The organism is Pseudomonas sp. WS 5410, assembly GCF_012985645.1.
GTDB classification, from domain to species: Bacteria; Pseudomonadota; Gammaproteobacteria; order Pseudomonadales; family Pseudomonadaceae; genus Aquipseudomonas; species Aquipseudomonas shahriarae.
Genome location: NZ_JAAQWS010000010.1, coordinates 66,621 through 84,761 on the forward strand (window position 1 = coordinate 66,621; position 18,141 = coordinate 84,761).

Consider the following 18,141-nt stretch of genomic DNA (forward strand, 5'->3'; position numbering starts at 1 on the left):
ATCAGCCAAGACATGCATTGGCTGACGCACTGCTATCGCGAGCAAGCCCGCTTCCCCACACGGCCAGTTTCCACAGAGGATTTGCAGTGTTTGTTAGGTTAATCTGGCTTCCCTTGCCCCTGCCGAGCGTTCCATGTCCGACTTGCTCGACCGTTACCCGCTGACTGCGGGCACCTATCACGAACTGCTGGATGGCAGCGGCGCGGTGCGCGCCCATTGGCAGCGCCTGCTCGACCACCTGCAGCGCAGCACCCCGGCGCAACTGGCCCAGCGCCAGGCGTTGCTGACGCGGCAGATCCAGGAAAACGGCGTGACCTACAACGTCTATGCCGACCCCAAGGGCGCCGACCGCCCATGGGAGCTGGACCTTCTGCCCCACGTATTGGCGGCGGATGAGTGGGCGCACTTGTCGGCAGGCATTGCCCAGCGTGCGCGGTTGCTCAATGCGGTGCTGGCCGACCTGTATGGCCCGCAACGCCTGATTGCCGAAGGCTTGCTGCCGGCAGAACTGGTGTTTGGGCATAACAACTTCCTCTGGCCGTGCCAGGGCATCCAGCCGCCCGATGGGGTGTTCCTGCACCTGTACGCGGTGGACCTGGCGCGCACCCCGGATGGCCGCTGGTGGGTCACGGCAGACCGCACCCAGGCGCCCTCCGGCGCCGGTTATGCCCTGGAAAACCGCACAATCGTCTCCCGTGCATTCCCGGATTTGTATCGCGACTTGCAGGTGCAGCACCTCACCGGGTTCTTCCGCACCCTGCAGGAAACCCTGGCCCGCCAGGCGCCCGGTGATGACCAGCCGCCGCTGATCGTGCTGCTGACCCCGGGGCGCTTCAATGAAAGCTATTTCGAACACCTGTACCTGGCCCGCCAGCTTGGCTACCCCTTGGTAGAAGGCGGCGACCTGACCGTGCGCGACAGCACGGTGTACCTCAAGACCCTCAGCGGCCTGCGCCGCGTGCACGCGATCATGCGCCGTCTGGACGATGATTTCTGCGACCCCCTGGAACTGCGCACCGACTCGGCCCTGGGCGTGCCCGGCCTGCTGGATGCGGTACGCCAGGGCAATGTGCTGGTGGCCAATGCCCTGGGCGCCGGCGTGCTGGAGTCCCCTGGACTGTTGGGTTTCCTGCCGAAGATCAATCAATTTCTGTTTGGCGAAGAACTGATCCTGCCGTCCATCGCCACCTGGTGGTGCGGCGAGGCCCCGGTACTGGCCGAAGCCCTGGAAAAACTGCCGGAGTTGCTGATCAAGCCGGCGTTTCCTTCGCAAAGTTTTGCCCCGGTGTTTGGCCGCGACTTGAACAACGAACAACGCCAGGCCCTGGCCGAACGCATGCAGGCGCGCCCATACGCCTACGTGGCCCAGGAGCTGGCGCAGCTGTCCCAGGCGCCGGTCTGGCACACCGTGGATGATCATCTGCAACATCGCGCCATCGGCATGCGCGTGTACGCGGTGGCCGGTGAGGATGGCTACCGGGTGCTGCCGGGCGGCCTGACCCGCGTGGCAGCCCACGCGGACGCCGAAGTGGTGTCGATGCAACGTGGCGGGGCGAGCAAGGACACCTGGGTGCTGGGCGAGCGTGCCCCCGGTGGCGAGCAATGGCGCGCGCAGCGGGTGATCGGCACCCATGACCTGGTGCGTCGCGACCCCTACCTGCCTTCGCGGGTGGTGGAAAACCTGTTCTGGTTCGGCCGTTACTGCGAGCGCTGCGATAACAGTGCGCGCTGGCTGCGTGTGGTGCTCGCGCGCTATGTCGATGGTGACGACCCGCTGGCCCTGCAGGCCGCCGTAGAACTCGGTGAGAGCCTGCGCCTGCTGCCGGAGGAGGGCGAGTTGCCCGAGCGCCTGCTGCAGGCCCTGCTCGGTGATGACTGGCCGTCGAGCCTGCGCGCCAACTTGCAGCGCTTGCAGTGGGCGGCGTCCCAGGTGCGCGGCAAGCTGTCCCGGGAGAACTGGCAGGCTCTGGTGGAGTTGCAGCGCGAAGCCCTGGAGCTGGAGCGCGAGACGCCGGATTTTGGCGAGCTGCTGGATTTTCTCAATCGCCTGGTGATGTCGCTGGCGGCCTTGTCCGGCTTTGCCCTCGACGACATGACCCGCGACGAAGGCTGGCGCTTTTTGATGATGGGCCGGCGCATCGAGCGCCTGCAGTTTCTCAGCAGCAGCCTCGCGGCCTTCCTGCGCGGCGTGGCGGTGTTCGACCAGGCCGGGCTGGAGTGGTTGCTGGAGTTGGGCAACAGCAGCATCACCTACCGCTCGCGTTACCTGGCAGTGCCGCAATTGATTCCGGTGCTGGACCTGTTGCTGCTGGATGAACAGAACCCCCACGCGGTGGTGTTCCAGCTCAAGCTGGTGAGTCGCACCCTGCGTCGCCTCAACGATGACTTCGGTGTGCCTCGGGAGACCGGGCTGGCGCCGCTGGTGGAGCGCTTGTCGCGCTTTGACCTGGGTTGCCTGGAGAACCCGTTGTTTGGTGACGCCAGCGTGCGCGCGGCCCTCGACGGCCTGGCGGACCTGTTGCAGGCGGTCGCCGATGAAAGCGGGCAAGTCTCTGATCGCCTGGCCCTGCGCCATTTTGCCCATGTGGATGATGTCAGCCAGCAAACGGTGTCTGTGTAATGAGCGCGCGCTATCAGATTTTCCACGATACCCATTATCACTACGACAGCCCGGTGTCCCTGGCCCAGCAACTGGCGCACTTATGGCCGCGCCCGTGTGCGTGGCAGCGCTGCACTTCGCGGCAATTGGAGATCAGCCCCGAGCCGACGGCGCGCCGTGATGAGCTGGATGTGTTTGGCAACCCGATCACCCGGCTGGCGTTCGAGCGGCCCCATGACGAATTGCTGGTCAACGCCGGCCTGACCGTGGAGGTTTTGGCCCGGCCTGTGCTGGATTTCAACCAGTCACCGCCCTGGGACCAGACCCGCAACCGCCTGACCTATAGTGGCCAGCCGTTGTCGGCAGAGGCGATCGAGGCGTGCCGCTATCGTTTCGAATCGCCCTACGTGCATTTGAAGAAAAACTTCGTCGATTTTTCCGAGAGCTGCTTTCCGGCTGGCCGGCCGCTGTTGCTGGGCGTGCAGGCGTTGATGGAGAAAATTTTCAGCGAGTTCACCTTCGATGCCGAAGCCACCCAGGTCGCCACGCCGCTGGTGGAGGTGCTGGAGCGTCGACGGGGGGTGTGCCAGGACTTTGCCCACCTGATGCTCGCCTGCCTGCGCTCACGGGGCCTGGCGGCGCGTTACATCAGTGGCTACCTGCTGACCCAGCCACCGCCCGGCCAGCCACGGCTGATCGGCGCTGATGCGTCGCACGCGTGGGTGTCGGTGTTTTGCCCGTTGTCGGGCTGGGTGGATTTTGATCCGACGAACAATGTGCAGCCGGCACTGGAGCACATCACCCTGGCCTGGGGCCGGGATTTTTCCGATGTCTCGCCGTTGCGCGGGGTGATTCTGGGAGGGGGCAGCCATGACCCGGAAGTGCGGGTGACGGTGATGCCGCTGGAATAACCGATGCGGTGTGGCCAATGCTCCCGTGGAGAGCAGGCCGCTGTGGCGAGCGTGTGCTGTGGCGAGGGCGCTTGCTCCCGCTGGACTGCGTAGCCGTCCCAGTTCTGGGACCACTTCGCGCCCCAACGCGGGCAAGCCCGCTCGCCACATAAAGCCTGCTCGCCACAGGTCAGGCATTCATTGAGGCGGGGGTTCAGGCCTCGGGTGCCGGGTCTTTCGGGGTTTCAGTTTCGTCAGCAATCACTTCCCCTTCAGCATCCGGGTTCAGTGCGCCTGCTTCTTCGTCGGCCGCAGCTTTCTTACGTTGCAGCTTTTCCTCTTTCTTCTGTTCCTTGGCCAAGTCTCTCTGACGTTTGGCGAAGGAGTAATTAGGTTTTGCCATGGGCGATCCTCTGGGGTCGAAGGTGAGGTTGAGCGGCGGGTATTCTGCCTTTAAACGGGCTCCAAGGGGTAATCGGGTTTCAGAATCGTCTCTGCTGACTAAACGTTAGTCGACATTAACCGTTTCGTAAGTACCGCTGGCGCCACAGGCGTAAGCGGCAAGCAGGCTGCATAACAGGCTATTGAGGTGCATGGCTCGGACTCCAGGAAGGAAAGATGAGCCGATCATAGGCAGCGTGCGGCACTTTGGCTGGTTGATTCTGTCGATCAGTCTGATAGCCTAAAGTTGTATACAATCTGTTGATTCAGATCATTGGAACATCTGCCTGCCTCAGGCACCCTTGTCGCATATGCGTTTTTTAAACCCTGCCTTGGAGATTCACATGTTCGCCAAAATCGTTGCTGTTTCCCTGCTGACTCTGGCCAGCGGTCAGTTGCTCGCTGCAGAGTGCAAGGTCACTGTCGACTCCACCGACCAAATGTCCTTCGACACCAAGGCCATTGAAATCGACAAGAGCTGCAAGACGTTCACCGTTGAGCTGAAGCACTCGGGCAACCTGCCGAAGAACGTCATGGGCCATAACTGGGTGCTGACCACTGAGGCTGATATGCAGCCGGTTGCAACCGAGGGCATGGCCGCCGGTATCGACAACAACTACCTGAAAAAAGACGACACCCGCATCATCGCCCATACCAAGATCATCGGCGCTGGCGAGACCGACTCGGTGACCTTCGATGTGTCCAAGCTCAAGGCTGACGGCAAGTACATGTTCTTCTGCTCGTTCCCAGGCCACATCGCGATGATGAAAGGCACTGTGACCCTGAAGTAAGGCCACAGACCGCGTTATCGTTCATCACCGGCAAGCCCGCCCCCACATTTTGATGTATGAATACATTCAACTGTGGGAGCGGGCTTGCCCGCGATAGCGGCCTGACAATCAATACACAACCACCCGCCTCACCTCAAGGCGCAAACGGCATCACCCGCTTGTGCTCAGTCTTGCGATAGGTCTCGCAGATAATCCTGAACGCTTCCTCACGCACCGGCTGGCCGTGCAGGAACGCATCGATTTCGGTATAGGTCACGCCATGGGACGCTTCATCCGGCTTGCCCGGTGAGAGGTCTTCCAGGTCGGCTGTCGGGATCTTCTCCACCAGCGACTCGGGCGCACCAAAGTACCGGGCAATCGCCCGTACCTGGTTTTTCACCAGCCCGCTCAACGGTGCCAGGTCGCAGGCGCCATCACCAAACTTGGTGAAAAACCCCATCACCGCTTCCGCCGCATGGTCGGTGCCGATCACCAGGCCACTTGCCGCGCCGGCGATAGTGTATTGCGCGACCATGCGCATCCGCGCCTTGGTATTGCCCAGTACAAAATCGCGGGACACCGCCGCCTTGCCCTCGAAGGCCGCTACTTCATTGGCCAGGGCCTTGACCGCCGGGCCGATGTTGACCGTGTGGCGTTCGTCGGGGTTGATGAAGTCAACGCTGGCCTGGGCATCGTGTTCGTCGAACTGGGTCTCGTAAGGCAGACGCACCGCGATAAAGCGGTAAGCGTCATCGCCTTTGAGCGCGCGCAGCTCTTTCATCGCCCGCTGGGCCAGCAGGCCGGCGGTCAGGGAGTCGACGCCGCCGCTGATGCCCAGCACCAGGGTCTTGAGCCCCGAATTGAGCAGGCAGTCCTGGATAAAGGTAATCCGCCGGGCCACTTCCGCTTCGAGGGCGGCGTGGTCCTGGAACGGTGGTTGGACCTTGAGCTGTTCAGCAATCTCACGCTGTACGGCTTGCATGATTCACTCCTCGCTAGAGATGGCAGGTACTTTGAAAACGTGGCGCAAGTAGGCGACGAAGTTCGGATCCGTGCAGTGGGTCTTGCCCGCTTCATCGGAGATCTTCGCCACGGGCTGGCCATTGCAGGCGGTCATTTTAAGCACGATGCTCATCGGTTCCACACCTGGAATGTCACAGGTCAGGTTGGTACCGATGCCAAAGCTGACATTGATCCGACCGCGCAGCGCGCGGAAAATCTCCAGGGCCTTGGGCAGCGTCAGGCTGTCAGAGAACACCAGGGTCTTGCTCATCGGCTCGATGCCCAGCTTGTGGTAATGGGCGATGGCTTTTTCGGCCCACTGCACCGGGTCGCCGGAGTCATGGCGCAGGCCGTCGAACAGCTTGGCGAAGTACAGATCGAAATCGCTGAGGAAGGCATCGGTGGTGATGCAATCGGTCAGGGCGATCCCCAGCAGGCCACGGTACTCGCGGACCCAGCAATCGAGGGCGGCGATCTGGCTGTCGATCAGGCGCGGGCCCAGTTGCTGGTGGGCCATGATCCATTCGTGGGCCATGGTGCCCAGGGGCTTCATGTCCAGTTCGCGGGCCAGGTGCACGTTACTGGTGCCGACGAAACGGCCGGGGAAGTCATGCTTGAGCACATTCACCACTTCCTCCTGCACGCGGTAGGAGAAGCGCCGGCGGGTACCGAAGTCCGCGACCTGCAACTCGGCCAGCTCGTCGCTGCTGGCATTGGCGGTCAACCAGTCGAACTTGCGATACAGCTGCTCGCGGGCCTGCTCCAGGATGATGGTCGGGTAGCGATAGCGGTTGCGCACTTCGCTGACAATCGCCAGTAGCGGCACTTCAAACAGGATCACATGCAGCCAGGGGCCGCGCAGGCGGATAAACAGCTCGCCGTTCTCGATGCCGGTCTGCACATAGCGCAGGTTGAAGCGGAACAAACCCAGGAAGCGCAGGAAGTCCGGCTTCATAAAGCTGATGCGTTCCAGGAAACCCAACTGGTCCGGGCTCAGGCTCAACTCGGCGAGGCGCTCGATCTGGTAGCGGATTTCTGCCAGATAGGGGCGCAGGTCCTCGCTGTTACGGCAACGGAATTCCCATTCAACTTCCACGTTGGGGTAGTTGTGCAGCACCGCCTGCATCATGGTCAGCTTGTAGAAGTCGGTGTCGAGCAGGTTCTGCACGATGCGATCGGCAAACACACTCTCGCTCATAACGGGAATCTCCAGACAAGAATGGCGCTAGTGGCGCATAGACCTGTGTTGTTTTGCCAGAGGTTTTTTTGTCGTGGCCTCTGGCGTCATCGCAGGCAAGCCAGCTCCCACAGGAGAATGCATTCCAAATGTGGGCGCTGGCTTGCCTGCGATGGCGGTATTCCAGGGGCTAAACAACCTGCTCCATCATCCACTTCACAAAATCCCGCACCTTGGGCACCTCTGCCGAATGCTCCGGATACGCCAGGTAGTACGCATCCTGGCTGGGCATTGCGTGCTGCCAGGGGATCACCAACTTGCCGTCTGCCAACTCTTCTTCCACCAAAAACCGCGGTAGAAGCGCCACGCCACAACCTACCTGCGCGGCGCGGATGCACATATAGAAGGTGTCAAAGCGCGGCCCGTGGTAGCTGTGTTCGGTCTGGTAGCCGAGGCTGGCGAACCAGTCATGCCAGCCCTGGGGGCGCGAGGCATTTTGCAGCAGCACCAACTCGCTCAGTTGCGTGGGGTCGCTGAAGGGCTGGGCCGGCAGGCTGTCGGGGGCGCACACCGGCACCAGTTCCTCGCTGAACAGCTTGAGGCTTTCGGTGCCTGGCCTTGCGCCTGTGCCGAAGTAGAAGGCCAGGTCGGCCTTGCCTTGCAGCAACTCGTCCGGCGTCTGCTCGTTGCACAGGTCCAGGTGGATCTGCGGGTGGCGCAGGCGCCAGCCCTTGAGCCGTGGCACCAGCCAGCGCGCGCCAAAGGTATAGGGCGTCGATACGCGCAGCACTTCGGTTTCGCCGCCGTAGGAGCGCAGGTAGTGGGTCGACATCTCCACCTGGCTCAAAATCTTGCGCACTTCCACCAGGTACAGGTCGCCCGCCGGGGTCATCTGCAAGCGCCGGCGGACCCGGCGAAACAGCAGGTGCTGCAGCAACTCCTCCAATTGTGCGACCTGCTTGCTGACGGCGCTCTGGGTGAGGTTCAGTTCCTCGGCGGCGCGGGTAAAGCTCAGGTGGCGGGTCACGGCCTCGAAGCACTGCAGGGCGGTGATCGAGGGCAAATGTCTTTTATTGAGCACGGCACGCCTCTTTTTTTGTTTTGCATGAATAAACGGAATGATATCTCGCCTAATCGTCGTTTGTTGGCAAGTCCTGGGCCAGCTACAAATAAGGTCTGGATCGTCGTGCGGGCCACGGCGCAATTTTTCTGTTGGTGGATTGAAGGAGTGACCCATGGTTGCCGCATTGCTTGATCGTCTCGGTGTAGACCCGGCGTTGTACCAGGCGGGGAAACAGCCTGTGCATTCACCTATAGATGGCAGCCGCATCGCCAGTGTGCACTGGGAAGGGGCGGCCGAGGTCGAGCAGCAGGTCAGTCGCGCCGAGCATGCATTCGACGCCTGGCGCAAGGTGCCGGCGCCTCGTCGCGGTGAGCTGGTGCGCCAGTTCGGCGACCTGCTGCGTGAGTACAAAGCCGACCTGGGCGAGCTGGTGTCCTGGGAAGCCGGCAAGATCACCCAGGAAGGCCTGGGTGAAGTGCAGGAAATGATCGACATCTGCGACTTCGCCGTGGGCCTGTCGCGTCAGCTGTACGGCTTGACCATCGCCTCCGAGCGCCCTGGCCACCATATGCGTGAAACCTGGCACCCGTTGGGCGTGGTGGGTGTGATCAGCGCCTTCAACTTCCCGGTCGCGGTGTGGGCGTGGAACACGGCGCTGGCGCTGGTGTGCGGCAACCCGGTGATCTGGAAACCCTCGGAAAAAACCCCACTCACCGCCCTGGCCTGTCAGGCACTGTTTGAACGTGTCGCGAAAAACTTCAGCGACGCGCCGCCGTATCTCTGCCAGGTGGTCATCGGCGGGCGCGATGCCGGCGCCGCCCTGGTGGACGACCCGCGTGTGGCGCTGATCAGCGCCACCGGCAGCACGCGCATGGGCCGCGAAGTGGCGCCCAAAGTCGCCGCACGGTTTGCTCGCAGCATTCTGGAACTGGGCGGCAACAACGCGATGATCCTCGGCCCCAGCGCCGACCTGGACATGGCCGTGCGTGCCATCCTGTTCAGTGCGGTCGGTACTGCAGGCCAGCGCTGCACCAGCCTGCGCCGGCTGATCGCCCACGAGTCGGTCAAGGACGAAATCGTCACGCGCCTCAAGGCCGCCTATTCCAAGGTGCGCATCGGTCACCCGTTGCAAGGCAACCTGGTCGGCCCGCTGATCGACAAACACAGCTTTGAAAACATGCAGGACGCCCTGGAGCAGGCCTTGAGCGAAGGCGGCAAGGTGTTTGGCGGCAAGCGTCAGTTGCAGGACCAGTTCCCCAACGCTTACTACGTGTCGCCAGCCATCGTCGAAATGCCCGAGCAGAGCGATGTGGTGTGCAGTGAAACCTTCGCGCCGATTCTGTATGTGGTCGGCTACAAGGACTTCAGCGAGGCATTGCGCCTGAATAACGCGGTGCCGCAGGGCTTGTCGTCGTGCATCTTCACCACCGATGTGCGCGAGGCCGAGCAGTTCATGTCGGCAGTGGGCAGTGATTGTGGGATCGCCAACGTCAATATCGGCCCGAGTGGCGCGGAGATCGGCGGCGCGTTTGGCGGCGAGAAAGAGACCGGTGGCGGGCGTGAGTCGGGTTCGGACGCGTGGCGCGGGTATATGCGCCGGCAGACCAACACCGTGAACTATTCGCTGGAACTGCCGTTGGCCCAGGGCATTACCTTCGACTGAATCAGGTGCGGTCAATGTGGGAGCTGGTTTGCTGGCGATAGCGGTATTGGATTCACCATCGTTATCGCCGGCAAGCCAGCTCCCACATCCGATTGGGTTCGCAATTCAGAATAAGCGTTGTTGGTTAGATCCCGGAGTCTGGCAATGCCATTACGCGAAGCGTGTTTGTGGGAACAACTGACCCCTGGCCGGCCGGATCGCGCCGCCCTCAAGGGTGAGGTCAAGGTGGATGTGTGCGTGATCGGCGCCGGTATCACCGGTTTGTCGGCGGCCATTCACCTGCTGGAGCAAGGCAAAAGTGTCTGCGTGCTGGAGGCCCATCGCACCGGGCATGGCGGTTCGGGGCGCAACGTGGGGCTGGTCAACGCCGGGATGTGGATTCCTCCGGACGAGATCGAGGCCGGTTTCGGCACGGCGGTGGGCAGCCAGCTCAACCGCATGCTCGGCGCGGCACCGTCCCTGGTGTTCAGCCTGATCGACAAATACAACATTGATTGCCAGCTGCGCCGCGAGGGCACGTTGCACATGGCGCACAACGCCCGTGGCGAAGCGGACCTGCGTAGCCGCGAGGAGCAGTGGAAGCGCCGTGGTGCGCCGGTCGAACTGTTGACGGGGGCCGCGTGCGAGCAGGCCACCGGCACCCGAAAGATCGCCGCCGCCTTGCTCGACCGGCGTGCCGGTACCTTGAACCCGATGGCCTACACCAGCGGCCTGGCCCATACAGCCGTGGGCCTGGGTGGGCAATTGTTCGACCATTCCCCGGTGACCCAACTGGAGCGCCAGGGCCAGCACTGGTCTGTGCAAACTGCCCAGGGCGCGGTGCAGGCTGCACAAGTGGTGATCGCCTCCAACGCCTACACCGAAGGTGAATGGACCGAGCTGCGGCGCAACTTTTTCCCCGGTTATTACTATCAGGTAGCCTCCGCGCCGTTGACCGATGCCGCCGCGCAACAAATCCTGCCGGGCGGCCAGGGTTCCTGGGATACCCGTCAGGTGCTGAGCAGTATCCGGCGTGATGCCGACGGGCGTTTGTTGCTGGGCAGCCTGGGCAACGGCAACCAGAAGCCCGCCTGGTTCCTCAAGGCCTGGGCCGACCGTGTGCAGCAGCACTATTTCCCGTACCTCAAGAAGGTGGACTGGGAATACACCTGGACCGGCTGTATCGCCTTTACCCCGGACCATCTGATGCGACTGTTCGAGCCCGCGCCCGGGTTGGTGGCCGTCACTGGCTACAACGGGCGTGGCGTGACCACCGGGACGGTGGTGGGCAAGGCATTTGCCGACTACCTGTGTCACCAGGATCCCCAGGCTCTGCCGATTCCGTTTGCACCGATGCAGCCTCTGGCCGGGGTAGGCCTGCGCAGTTGCCTGTATGAAGCCGGGTTTTCGTTGTATCACGCCGGCCAATGCCTGCGAATTGTCATCTGATCAGCGAAATACCGCCCAAAAGCCGGCGTTTTCTTAGCCGGCTACTAATCTGTATTGGTGCGAGTCGTAGCAGTGACGCACTGTAAATGTGCACTTCCGTTACGCGCGTGGTTACAGATGTCCGAAGGGGCGCTTGATGGCTGGCTGACATCAGTCCAATCGGCGGGTTTCACTCTTTCGGGCCTTTGGTTGCACCTCTGCGTTCCAGAGGGTTGCACGTCCCGGCAAAAAGGCACCGAAACGCCTGTAATAACAATGACACCGTGTCTTTTTGAAATATAAAAACGCAATGGCACGCCGCTTGCTCTCAGCTTTCCGGTGAAAGTTTCAAGTGAAAGTTTGAAGTGAAATTGCAGTGCCCATTCAACAAAAAACTCGGAGCACCACTCATGTCCCAGACGTTTTACAAGAAAGGTTTCCTGGCCCTCGCGGTAGCTGCCGCGCTGGGTGTTTCTACGTTTGTTCAAGCTGATGTGAAGATTGGCGTGGCGGGGCCGATGACGGGCGCCAACGCAGCCTTCGGTGAGCAGTACATGAAAGGTGCCCAGGCGGCAGCCGATGTGATCAACAAGGCGGGCGGGATCAACGGCGAACAGATCAAGCTGGTGGCCGGTGACGATGCGTGCGAACCCAAGCAGGCCGTGGCCGTGGCCAACCGCCTGGCCGACCAGGACAAAGTGATCGGCGTGGTCGGCCACTTCTGCTCGTCCAACACCATTCCAGCCTCCGAGGTGTACGACGAAGCGGGCATCATCGCTATCACTCCAGGCTCCACCAACCCACAAGTGACCGAGCGTGGCCTGGCGGCCATGTTCCGTATGTGCGGGCGTGACGATCAGCAAGGCATCGTGGCCGGCGACTACATCGTCGACGTGCTCAAGGGTAAGAAAGTCGCGGTCATCAACGACAAGGACACCTACGGCAAAGGCCTGGCCGATGCCACCGCCGCCCAGTTGACCAAGCGCGGCGTCAAGCCGGTGCTGGAAGAAGGCCTGACCCGTGGCGAAAAAGACTTCAGCGCCCTGGTCACCAAGATCCGCTCGCTGGGTGCCGACGTTGTGTACTTCGGCGGCCTGCACCCGGAAGCCGGTCCACTGGTACGCCAGATCCGTGAAGCCGGCCTCAACGACGTCAAGTTCATGTCCGACGACGGTGTCGTGACCGACGAACTGGTGGCGACCGCCGGTGGTGCGCAGTACGTCAATGGCGTCTACATGACCTTCGGCGCCGACCCGCGCCTGCTGCCAGACAGCAAGGCCGTGGTGGAAGAGTTCCGCAAAAATGGCACCGAGCCTGAAGGCTACACCCTGTACGCCTACGCCTCGATCCAGGCCCTGGCCGCCGGCTTCAACGGCGCCAAGTCCAACAAGGGCGAAGATGCAGCCAAGTGGCTCAAGGCCAACCCGGTGCAAACCGTGATGGGCAAGAAAGAATGGGATACCAAGGGTGACCTGAAAGTCTCCGACTACGTGGTGTACCAGTGGGACAAGGACGGCAAATACCACCAGTTGGAAAAGCAGAAGTAATCAACCAGCCACCACCGACCCCTTGTGGGAGCCGGGCTTGCCCGCGATGACGGACTGACAGCCAGCACCTGTGTTGAATGTGAGACCGCTATCGCCGGCAAGCCAGCTCCCACACTGGATCGCGGTTGCCCGGGCCATTGCGTCCGGCACCAGATCTGTCTTTTCCTCCAGAAGGACCGCACACCCCACGGTGTGCAGGTTCTCACCGCGTGAGATTGCGTTATGGATGGTATTTTCCTGCAGCAACTGGTCAACGGTCTGACCCTCGGGTCGGTCTATGGCCTGATCGCCATCGGCTACACAATGGTCTATGGCATCATTGGCATGATCAACTTCGCCCACGGCGAGGTTTATATGATTTCCGCTTACCTCGCGGCGATCAGTCTGGCACTGCTGGCTTACTTCGGCCTCGAATCCTTCCCGCTGCTCATTCTTGGCACCCTGGTGTTCACCGTTGTCGTCACGGGCGTCTACGGTTGGGTCATCGAGCGTGTCGCCTACAAACCGTTGCGTAACTCCACGCGCCTGGCCCCGCTGATCAGCGCCATCGGGATTTCGCTGATCCTGCAGAACTACGCGCAGATCGCCCAGGGCGCCAAGCAACAAGGCATTCCCACTCTGCTGGCCGGCGCCTGGCGCGTCGATATCGGCACCGGGTTCGTCCAGTTGACCTACACCAAGGTGTTTATTCTGGTCGCAGCCTTTGCCGGTATGGCGCTGCTGACCTACATCATCAAGTACACCAAGCTCGGCCGCATGTGCCGTGCGACCCAGCAAGACCGCAAGATGGCCTCGATCCTGGGGATCAACACCGACCGCGTGATTTCCTACGTGTTTGTCATCGGTGCCGCCATGGCGGCCCTGGCCGGTGTGCTGATTACCCTGAACTACGGCACGTTCGACTTCTATGCCGGCTTTATCATCGGCATCAAGGCATTTACCGCAGCGGTACTCGGCGGCATCGGCTCCCTGCCTGGGGCGATGCTGGGCGGGATCATCCTGGGGATTTCCGAGTCGCTGTTCTCGGGGTTGATCAACTCTGACTACAAAGACGTGTTCAGTTTCTCCCTGCTGGTGGTGATTCTGATTTTCCGTCCCCAGGGCCTGCTTGGTCGCCCTCTCGTGGCGAAGGTGTAAACATGTCTGCTGCCAAGTCTATTGATATCAAGAAAAGTGTGGTCGATGCGGTCCTCGCCGGGCTGATTTCCCTGATCGTGTTCGGCCCTATCGTCGGTGTGGTCCTGGACGGCTACAGCTTCAACCTGGAGCCGGCCCGCGTGGGCTTGCTGGTCGCCATCGTCATGGCCGGGCGGCTGGTCATGAGCCTGTTCCTGCAAACGCCCAAGGGCTTGAAGATCCTCCAGGGCTTTGAAAGCTCGGGCTCCGGGGTGCATGTGCTGGCGCCGGACTACAAGTCGCGGCTGCGCTGGATCATCCCGGCGCTGATCGTGATCGCCATTGTCTTTCCGTTTTTTGCCAACAAATACCTGCTGACCGTGGTGATCCTCGGGCTGATCTACGTGTTGCTGGGCCTGGGCCTGAACATCGTGGTGGGCCTGGCCGGGTTGCTTGACCTGGGTTACGTGGCGTTCTACGCCATCGGCGCCTATGGCCTGGCCCTGGGGTACCAATACCTCGGGCTGGGGTTCTGGACGGTGTTGCCGCTGGCGGCCATTGCGGCCGCGTTGGCGGGGTGCATACTCGGCTTCCCGGTGTTACGAATGCACGGTGACTACCTGGCCATCGTGACCCTGGGCTTCGGTGAAATCATCCGCCTGGTGCTCAACAACTGGCTGTCGTTTACCGGCGGGCCGAACGGTATGCCGGTGCCATCGCCGACCTTCCTCGGCCTGGAGTTCGGCCGCCGCGCCAAAGAAGGCGGGGTGCCGTTCCATGAGTTCTTCGGCATCGCCTACAACCCCAACGTGAAATTCCTGTTCATTTACATCGTGCTGTTCCTGGTGGTGCTGGCCGTGCTGTACATCAAGCACCGCCTGACCCGCATGCCAGTGGGTCGCGCCTGGGAAGCCCTGCGTGAAGATGAGATCGCTTGCCGCTCCATGGGCCTGAACCATGTGCTGGTCAAACTCTCGGCCTTCACCATCGGCGCCTCCACGGCCGGTCTGGCCGGGGTGTTCTTTGCCAGCTACCAGGGCTTCGTCAACCCGTCTTCGTTCACCTTCTTCGAGTCGGCATTGATCCTCGCCATCGTGGTACTGGGCGGCATGGGCTCGACGGTGGGCGTGGTGATTGCCGCGTTCGTGCTGACCGTGGCGCCTGAACTGCTGCGTAGCTTCTCCGAGTACCGTGTGCTGCTGTTTGGCGTGTTGATGGTGGTGATGATGATCTGGCGACCGCGTGGCCTGATCCGGATCAGCCGTGCCGGTGTGACACCACGCAAGGGGGTAGCGCCATGAGCAAGGAAGTGGTCCTCAACGTGGAACACCTGATGATGCACTTCGGTGGCATCAAGGCCTTGAGCGATGTGAGCCTCAAGGTCGAACGCAACTCGATCTTCGCCCTGATCGGCCCCAACGGCGCCGGCAAGACCACGGTGTTCAACTGCCTGACCGGCTTCTACACGGCCAGCGGCGGCAAGATCGAACTCAATATCCGTGGCAAGCAGACCAACGTGATCCAGTTGCTCGGCGAGCGCTTCAAGCCCACCGACTTCGTGTCGCCCAAGAGCTTTTTCAGCCGGGTGTACTACAAGATGTTCGGCGGCACCCACCTGGTGAACCGTGCCGGCCTGGCCCGTACGTTCCAGAACATTCGCCTGTTCAAGGAAATGTCGGTGGTGGAAAACCTGCTGGTAGCCCAGCACATGTGGGTCAACCGCAACATGCTGGCGGGCATTCTCAACACCAAGGGCTACCGCAAGGCAGAAAGCGATGCACTGGACCACGCCTTTTACTGGCTGGAAGTAGTGGACCTGGTGGACTGTGCCAACCGCCTGGCCGGCGAGCTTTCCTACGGCCAGCAGCGCCGCCTGGAAATTGCCCGTGCCATGTGCACCCGGCCGCAGATCATCTGCCTGGACGAACCGGCAGCGGGCCTCAACCCCCAGGAAACCGAAGCCCTCAGCGCGATGATTCGCCTGCTGCGCGACGAACACGACCTCACAGTGGTGCTGATTGAACACGACATGGGCATGGTGATGAGTATTTCCGACCACATCGTGGTGCTGGACCACGGCAACGTCATCGCCGAGGGCGGGCCGGACGCGATCCGTAACGACCCGAAAGTGATTGCGGCCTACCTGGGCGCCGATGAAGAGGAGTTGGTATGAGTACGCCTATCCTCGAAATGAAGGACCTGGACGTGTTTTACGGCCCGATCCAGGCCCTGAAAAAAGTCTCGCTGCACATCGACGAAGGTGAAACGGTGAGCCTGATCGGCTCCAACGGCGCGGGCAAGTCCACGCTGCTGATGTCGATCTTCGGCCAGCCGCGCGCCGAGTTCGGGCAGATCCTCTACCAGGGCGTGGACATCACCCACAAGTCGTCCCACTACATCGCCTCCAACGGCATCGCCCAGTCCCCGGAAGGGCGGCGGGTGTTCCCGGACATGACCGTCGAGGAAAACCTGCTGATGGGCACCATCCCCATTGGCGACAAGCACGCCAGCGAAGATATGCAGCGCATGTTCGAGCTGTTTCCACGGCTCAAGGAGCGGCGTAACCAGCGGGCGATGACCATGTCCGGTGGCGAACAGCAAATGCTCGCCATTGCCCGGGCATTGATGAGCCGACCCAAGCTGTTGCTGCTCGATGAGCCGAGCCTGGGGCTGGCGCCGATTGTGGTGAAGCAGATCTTCGCCACCTTGCGCGAGCTGGCCGCCACCGGGATGACCATCTTCCTGGTGGAGCAGAACGCCAACCATGCGTTGCGCCTGTCTGACCGGGCGTATGTGATGGTCAACGGCGAAATCCGTTTGACCGGCACCGGCAAGGAGTTGCTGGTGAACGAGGAAGTGCGCAACGCCTACCTCGGTGGGCACTAACCCGGCCTGATCGCTCCCACGCTCCGCGTGGGAGCGCATCCTGTGACGCTCCGCGTCACGCTTTGGGACGCAGAGCGTCCTTGGCGGCATTCCCACGCGAAGCGTGGGAACGATCAGCGGGCGCCTGCATTTTTCGGTCGTCCACAGGCCCTCCGGCAAATTGTGGAAAACAAATCCACACACCTCCTCAAGCGCGACATATAGCCGCCGCAAATCCCTGTTTTGTCACACAAATGACTTGTCCCCATCCACTGTGGAACCGGCTGTGGGTAACATGGGAGTAGCTGGCTGCAAGCCTTTATCTACGCGGCCTGTAGCGCTATGGTTGTTTTTTGATCAGGGGCTTTTTTGTGGAGTGTCGCAGGTTTTGTCAACCTGTTCATAGACACAGGTATATGACCGAAACATGACATTCAAGCCTGTGGATAAGTCTGTGGTTAAACTCTGGAAAGACTGGTGTAGAGGCCGGATTTACTGGCCTGGAGCCATGCATCCCGACTCATCCTCCCGCAGGGGCCTACATATGGCCCGCCCAAGGTCAAGCAAAAAACTTTTTGAATCGCCCTGAAAGCCTTGTATATAGCGGCCTGGAGGGTTTTGTACTTGCCCCCAAAGACTGTGGGCGCAGCTGTGGATAACCTGCGCGCATATGGCTGCAGGCCACGGTTTATAAGGCTTTACCTGGAGTGATTAAAAAATGATCAGGTGTGCATGACGTTATGTGCATAGCGGTTGCCGCAACGGCGGCGTAAGGGCATTCTGCTGGCTGATTTTTTCCCGATGCCCGCAAGGAGAACACCATGTCCAACACGCTGTTTATTACTGGCGCAACTTCAGGTTTCGGCGAAGCCTGTGCCCGTCGCTTTGCCGAGGCTGGCTGGAAACTGGTGCTCACCGGCCGGCGTGCCGAGCGCTTGAATGCCCTGGTCGAAGAGCTTTCCAAGCAGACCGAGGTGCATGGCCTGGTGGTGGACGTGCGTGATCGCAAGGGCATGGAAGAGGCAATTGCCAACCTGCCGCCATCGTTCAGCAAACTGCGTGGGCTGATCAACAATGCCGGCCTGGCCGTGGGCACCGACCCGGCGCCCAAGTGCAGCCTCGACGATTGGGAAACCATGGTCGACACCAACATCAAGGGCCTGCTGACCACCACCAGCCTGCTGCTGCCGCGCCTGATCGCCCATGGTCGTGGCGCCGGGATCATCAACCTGGGCTCCATCGCCGGTAACTACCCGTACCCGGGCAGCCACGTGTATGGCGGCTCCAAGGCGTTCGTCAAACAGTTCTCCCTGAACCTGCGCTGCGACCTGCAAGGCACCGGCGTACGCGTGACCAACATCGAGCCGGGCCTGTGCGAGAGCGAGTTCTCCCTGGTGCGCTTCGGCGGTGACCAGGCGCGTTACGACGCCACCTATGCGGGCGCCGAGCCGATCCAGCCGCAAGATATTGCTGACACCATCTTCTGGGTGATGAACACCCCGGCGCATGTGAACATCAACCGCCTGGAGCTGATGCCGGTCAGCCAGACCTGGGCTGGGTTTGCGATTGAGCGTGGGGCTAAATAAGGCTTAGCACCGCGC

The 18,141-nt window shown here is 61.5% G+C and carries 15 protein-coding genes; 11 read left to right on the top strand and 4 right to left on the bottom strand.

The window, feature by feature from the left end; genetic code table 11:
• The first annotated feature begins 133 nt into the window (after positions 1–133).
• Positions 134–2,620, top strand: a complete 2,487-nt coding sequence (locus HBO24_RS16060; RefSeq protein WP_057437433.1) for a circularly permuted type 2 ATP-grasp protein — start codon at positions 134–136, stop codon at positions 2,618–2,620.
• Positions 2,620–3,510, top strand: a complete 891-nt coding sequence (locus tag HBO24_RS16065; RefSeq protein WP_115127263.1) for a transglutaminase family protein — start codon at positions 2,620–2,622, stop codon at positions 3,508–3,510. The genes HBO24_RS16060 and HBO24_RS16065 overlap by 1 nt, the downstream gene beginning before the upstream one ends.
• Positions 3,511–3,703: 193 nt before the next feature.
• Here the strand turns inward: HBO24_RS16065 and HBO24_RS16070 are convergent, their stop codons facing one another.
• Positions 3,704–3,892, bottom strand: a complete 189-nt coding sequence (locus tag HBO24_RS16070) for a hypothetical protein (protein WP_057437435.1) — start codon at positions 3,890–3,892, stop codon at positions 3,704–3,706.
• A gap of 382 nt (positions 3,893–4,274) precedes the next feature.
• Here HBO24_RS16070 and azu point away from each other — a divergent pair, with 382 nt between their 5' ends.
• On the top strand, positions 4,275–4,721 hold the full coding sequence (gene azu / locus HBO24_RS16075) for an azurin (protein ID WP_057437438.1): 447 nt from the start codon (positions 4,275–4,277) through the stop codon (positions 4,719–4,721).
• A 133-nt stretch (positions 4,722–4,854) separates the two neighbouring features.
• Here azu and nadE read toward each other — a convergent pair whose 3' ends face one another.
• The 3 genes from nadE to HBO24_RS16090 form a co-directional block, all read right to left on the bottom strand.
• A complete protein-coding gene (gene nadE, locus HBO24_RS16080; RefSeq protein ID WP_057437440.1) occupies positions 4,855–5,682 on the bottom strand; it encodes an ammonia-dependent NAD(+) synthetase in 828 nt (275 codons plus the stop codon).
• Between the two features lie 3 nt (positions 5,683–5,685).
• Complete coding sequence (gene pncB / locus HBO24_RS16085) at positions 5,686–6,900, bottom strand: nicotinate phosphoribosyltransferase (RefSeq protein WP_057958168.1); 1,215 nt, start codon at positions 6,898–6,900, stop codon at positions 5,686–5,688.
• 169 nt (positions 6,901–7,069) lie between these two features.
• Positions 7,070–7,960 carry a LysR family transcriptional regulator gene (locus tag HBO24_RS16090; protein ID WP_057437442.1) on the bottom strand — a complete coding sequence of 297 codons (891 nt, stop codon included), beginning with the start codon at positions 7,958–7,960 and terminating at the stop codon, positions 7,070–7,072.
• A 154-nt stretch (positions 7,961–8,114) separates the two neighbouring features.
• Here HBO24_RS16090 and HBO24_RS16095 point away from each other — a divergent pair, with 154 nt between their 5' ends.
• From HBO24_RS16095 to HBO24_RS16130, 8 genes are all read left to right on the top strand, one after another.
• Positions 8,115–9,605: an aldehyde dehydrogenase family protein gene (locus tag HBO24_RS16095; RefSeq protein WP_057437443.1), complete on the top strand. Its 1,491-nt coding sequence runs from the start codon at positions 8,115–8,117 to the stop codon at positions 9,603–9,605.
• A gap of 144 nt (positions 9,606–9,749) precedes the next feature.
• Positions 9,750–11,033: an FAD-binding oxidoreductase gene (locus tag HBO24_RS16100; RefSeq protein ID WP_170059990.1), complete on the top strand. Its 1,284-nt coding sequence runs from the start codon at positions 9,750–9,752 to the stop codon at positions 11,031–11,033.
• Positions 11,034–11,422: 389 nt separating this feature from the next.
• The gene (locus tag HBO24_RS16105; protein WP_057437446.1) at positions 11,423–12,559 is read left to right on the top strand and encodes a branched-chain amino acid ABC transporter substrate-binding protein; all 1,137 of its coding nucleotides are present in this window, start codon (positions 11,423–11,425) and stop codon (positions 12,557–12,559) included.
• A 222-nt stretch (positions 12,560–12,781) separates the two neighbouring features.
• Positions 12,782–13,696: a branched-chain amino acid ABC transporter permease gene (locus tag HBO24_RS16110; RefSeq protein ID WP_057437447.1), complete on the top strand. Its 915-nt coding sequence runs from the start codon at positions 12,782–12,784 to the stop codon at positions 13,694–13,696.
• Between the two features lie 2 nt (positions 13,697–13,698).
• Positions 13,699–14,976, top strand: a complete 1,278-nt coding sequence (gene livM / locus HBO24_RS16115) for a high-affinity branched-chain amino acid ABC transporter permease LivM (RefSeq protein WP_115127266.1) — start codon at positions 13,699–13,701, stop codon at positions 14,974–14,976.
• Positions 14,973–15,848: an ATP-binding cassette domain-containing protein gene (locus HBO24_RS16120; protein WP_057437448.1), complete on the top strand. Its 876-nt coding sequence runs from the start codon at positions 14,973–14,975 to the stop codon at positions 15,846–15,848. Before livM ends, HBO24_RS16120 begins: the two co-directional genes overlap by 4 nt.
• Positions 15,845–16,561, top strand: a complete 717-nt coding sequence (locus tag HBO24_RS16125; RefSeq protein WP_170059991.1) for an ABC transporter ATP-binding protein — start codon at positions 15,845–15,847, stop codon at positions 16,559–16,561. The genes HBO24_RS16120 and HBO24_RS16125 overlap by 4 nt, the downstream gene beginning before the upstream one ends.
• A gap of 800 nt (positions 16,562–17,361) precedes the next feature.
• Positions 17,362–18,126, top strand: a complete 765-nt coding sequence (locus HBO24_RS16130; RefSeq protein WP_057437457.1) for an SDR family oxidoreductase — start codon at positions 17,362–17,364, stop codon at positions 18,124–18,126.
• Positions 18,127–18,141 lie beyond the last annotated feature (15 nt).

Coding starts and splice junctions, on each gene's coding strand:
- HBO24_RS16110 (WP_057437447.1), top strand. CDS start 12,782: ATGGATGGTATTTTCCTGCAGCAACTGGTCAACGGTCTGACCCTCGGG.
- HBO24_RS16100 (WP_170059990.1), top strand. CDS start 9,750: ATGCCATTACGCGAAGCGTGTTTGTGGGAACAACTGACCCCTGGCCGG.
- pncB (WP_057958168.1), bottom strand. CDS start 6,900: ATGAGCGAGAGTGTGTTTGCCGATCGCATCGTGCAGAACCTGCTCGAC.
- HBO24_RS16095 (WP_057437443.1), top strand. CDS start 8,115: ATGGTTGCCGCATTGCTTGATCGTCTCGGTGTAGACCCGGCGTTGTAC.
- livM (WP_115127266.1), top strand. CDS start 13,699: ATGTCTGCTGCCAAGTCTATTGATATCAAGAAAAGTGTGGTCGATGCG.
- HBO24_RS16070 (WP_057437435.1), bottom strand. CDS start 3,892: ATGGCAAAACCTAATTACTCCTTCGCCAAACGTCAGAGAGACTTGGCC.
- HBO24_RS16125 (WP_170059991.1), top strand. CDS start 15,845: ATGAGTACGCCTATCCTCGAAATGAAGGACCTGGACGTGTTTTACGGC.
- HBO24_RS16065 (WP_115127263.1), top strand. CDS start 2,620: ATGAGCGCGCGCTATCAGATTTTCCACGATACCCATTATCACTACGAC.
- HBO24_RS16060 (WP_057437433.1), top strand. CDS start 134: ATGTCCGACTTGCTCGACCGTTACCCGCTGACTGCGGGCACCTATCAC.
- HBO24_RS16120 (WP_057437448.1), top strand. CDS start 14,973: ATGAGCAAGGAAGTGGTCCTCAACGTGGAACACCTGATGATGCACTTC.
- azu (WP_057437438.1), top strand. CDS start 4,275: ATGTTCGCCAAAATCGTTGCTGTTTCCCTGCTGACTCTGGCCAGCGGT.
- HBO24_RS16105 (WP_057437446.1), top strand. CDS start 11,423: ATGTCCCAGACGTTTTACAAGAAAGGTTTCCTGGCCCTCGCGGTAGCT.
- nadE (WP_057437440.1), bottom strand. CDS start 5,682: ATGCAAGCCGTACAGCGTGAGATTGCTGAACAGCTCAAGGTCCAACCA.
- HBO24_RS16130 (WP_057437457.1), top strand. CDS start 17,362: ATGTCCAACACGCTGTTTATTACTGGCGCAACTTCAGGTTTCGGCGAA.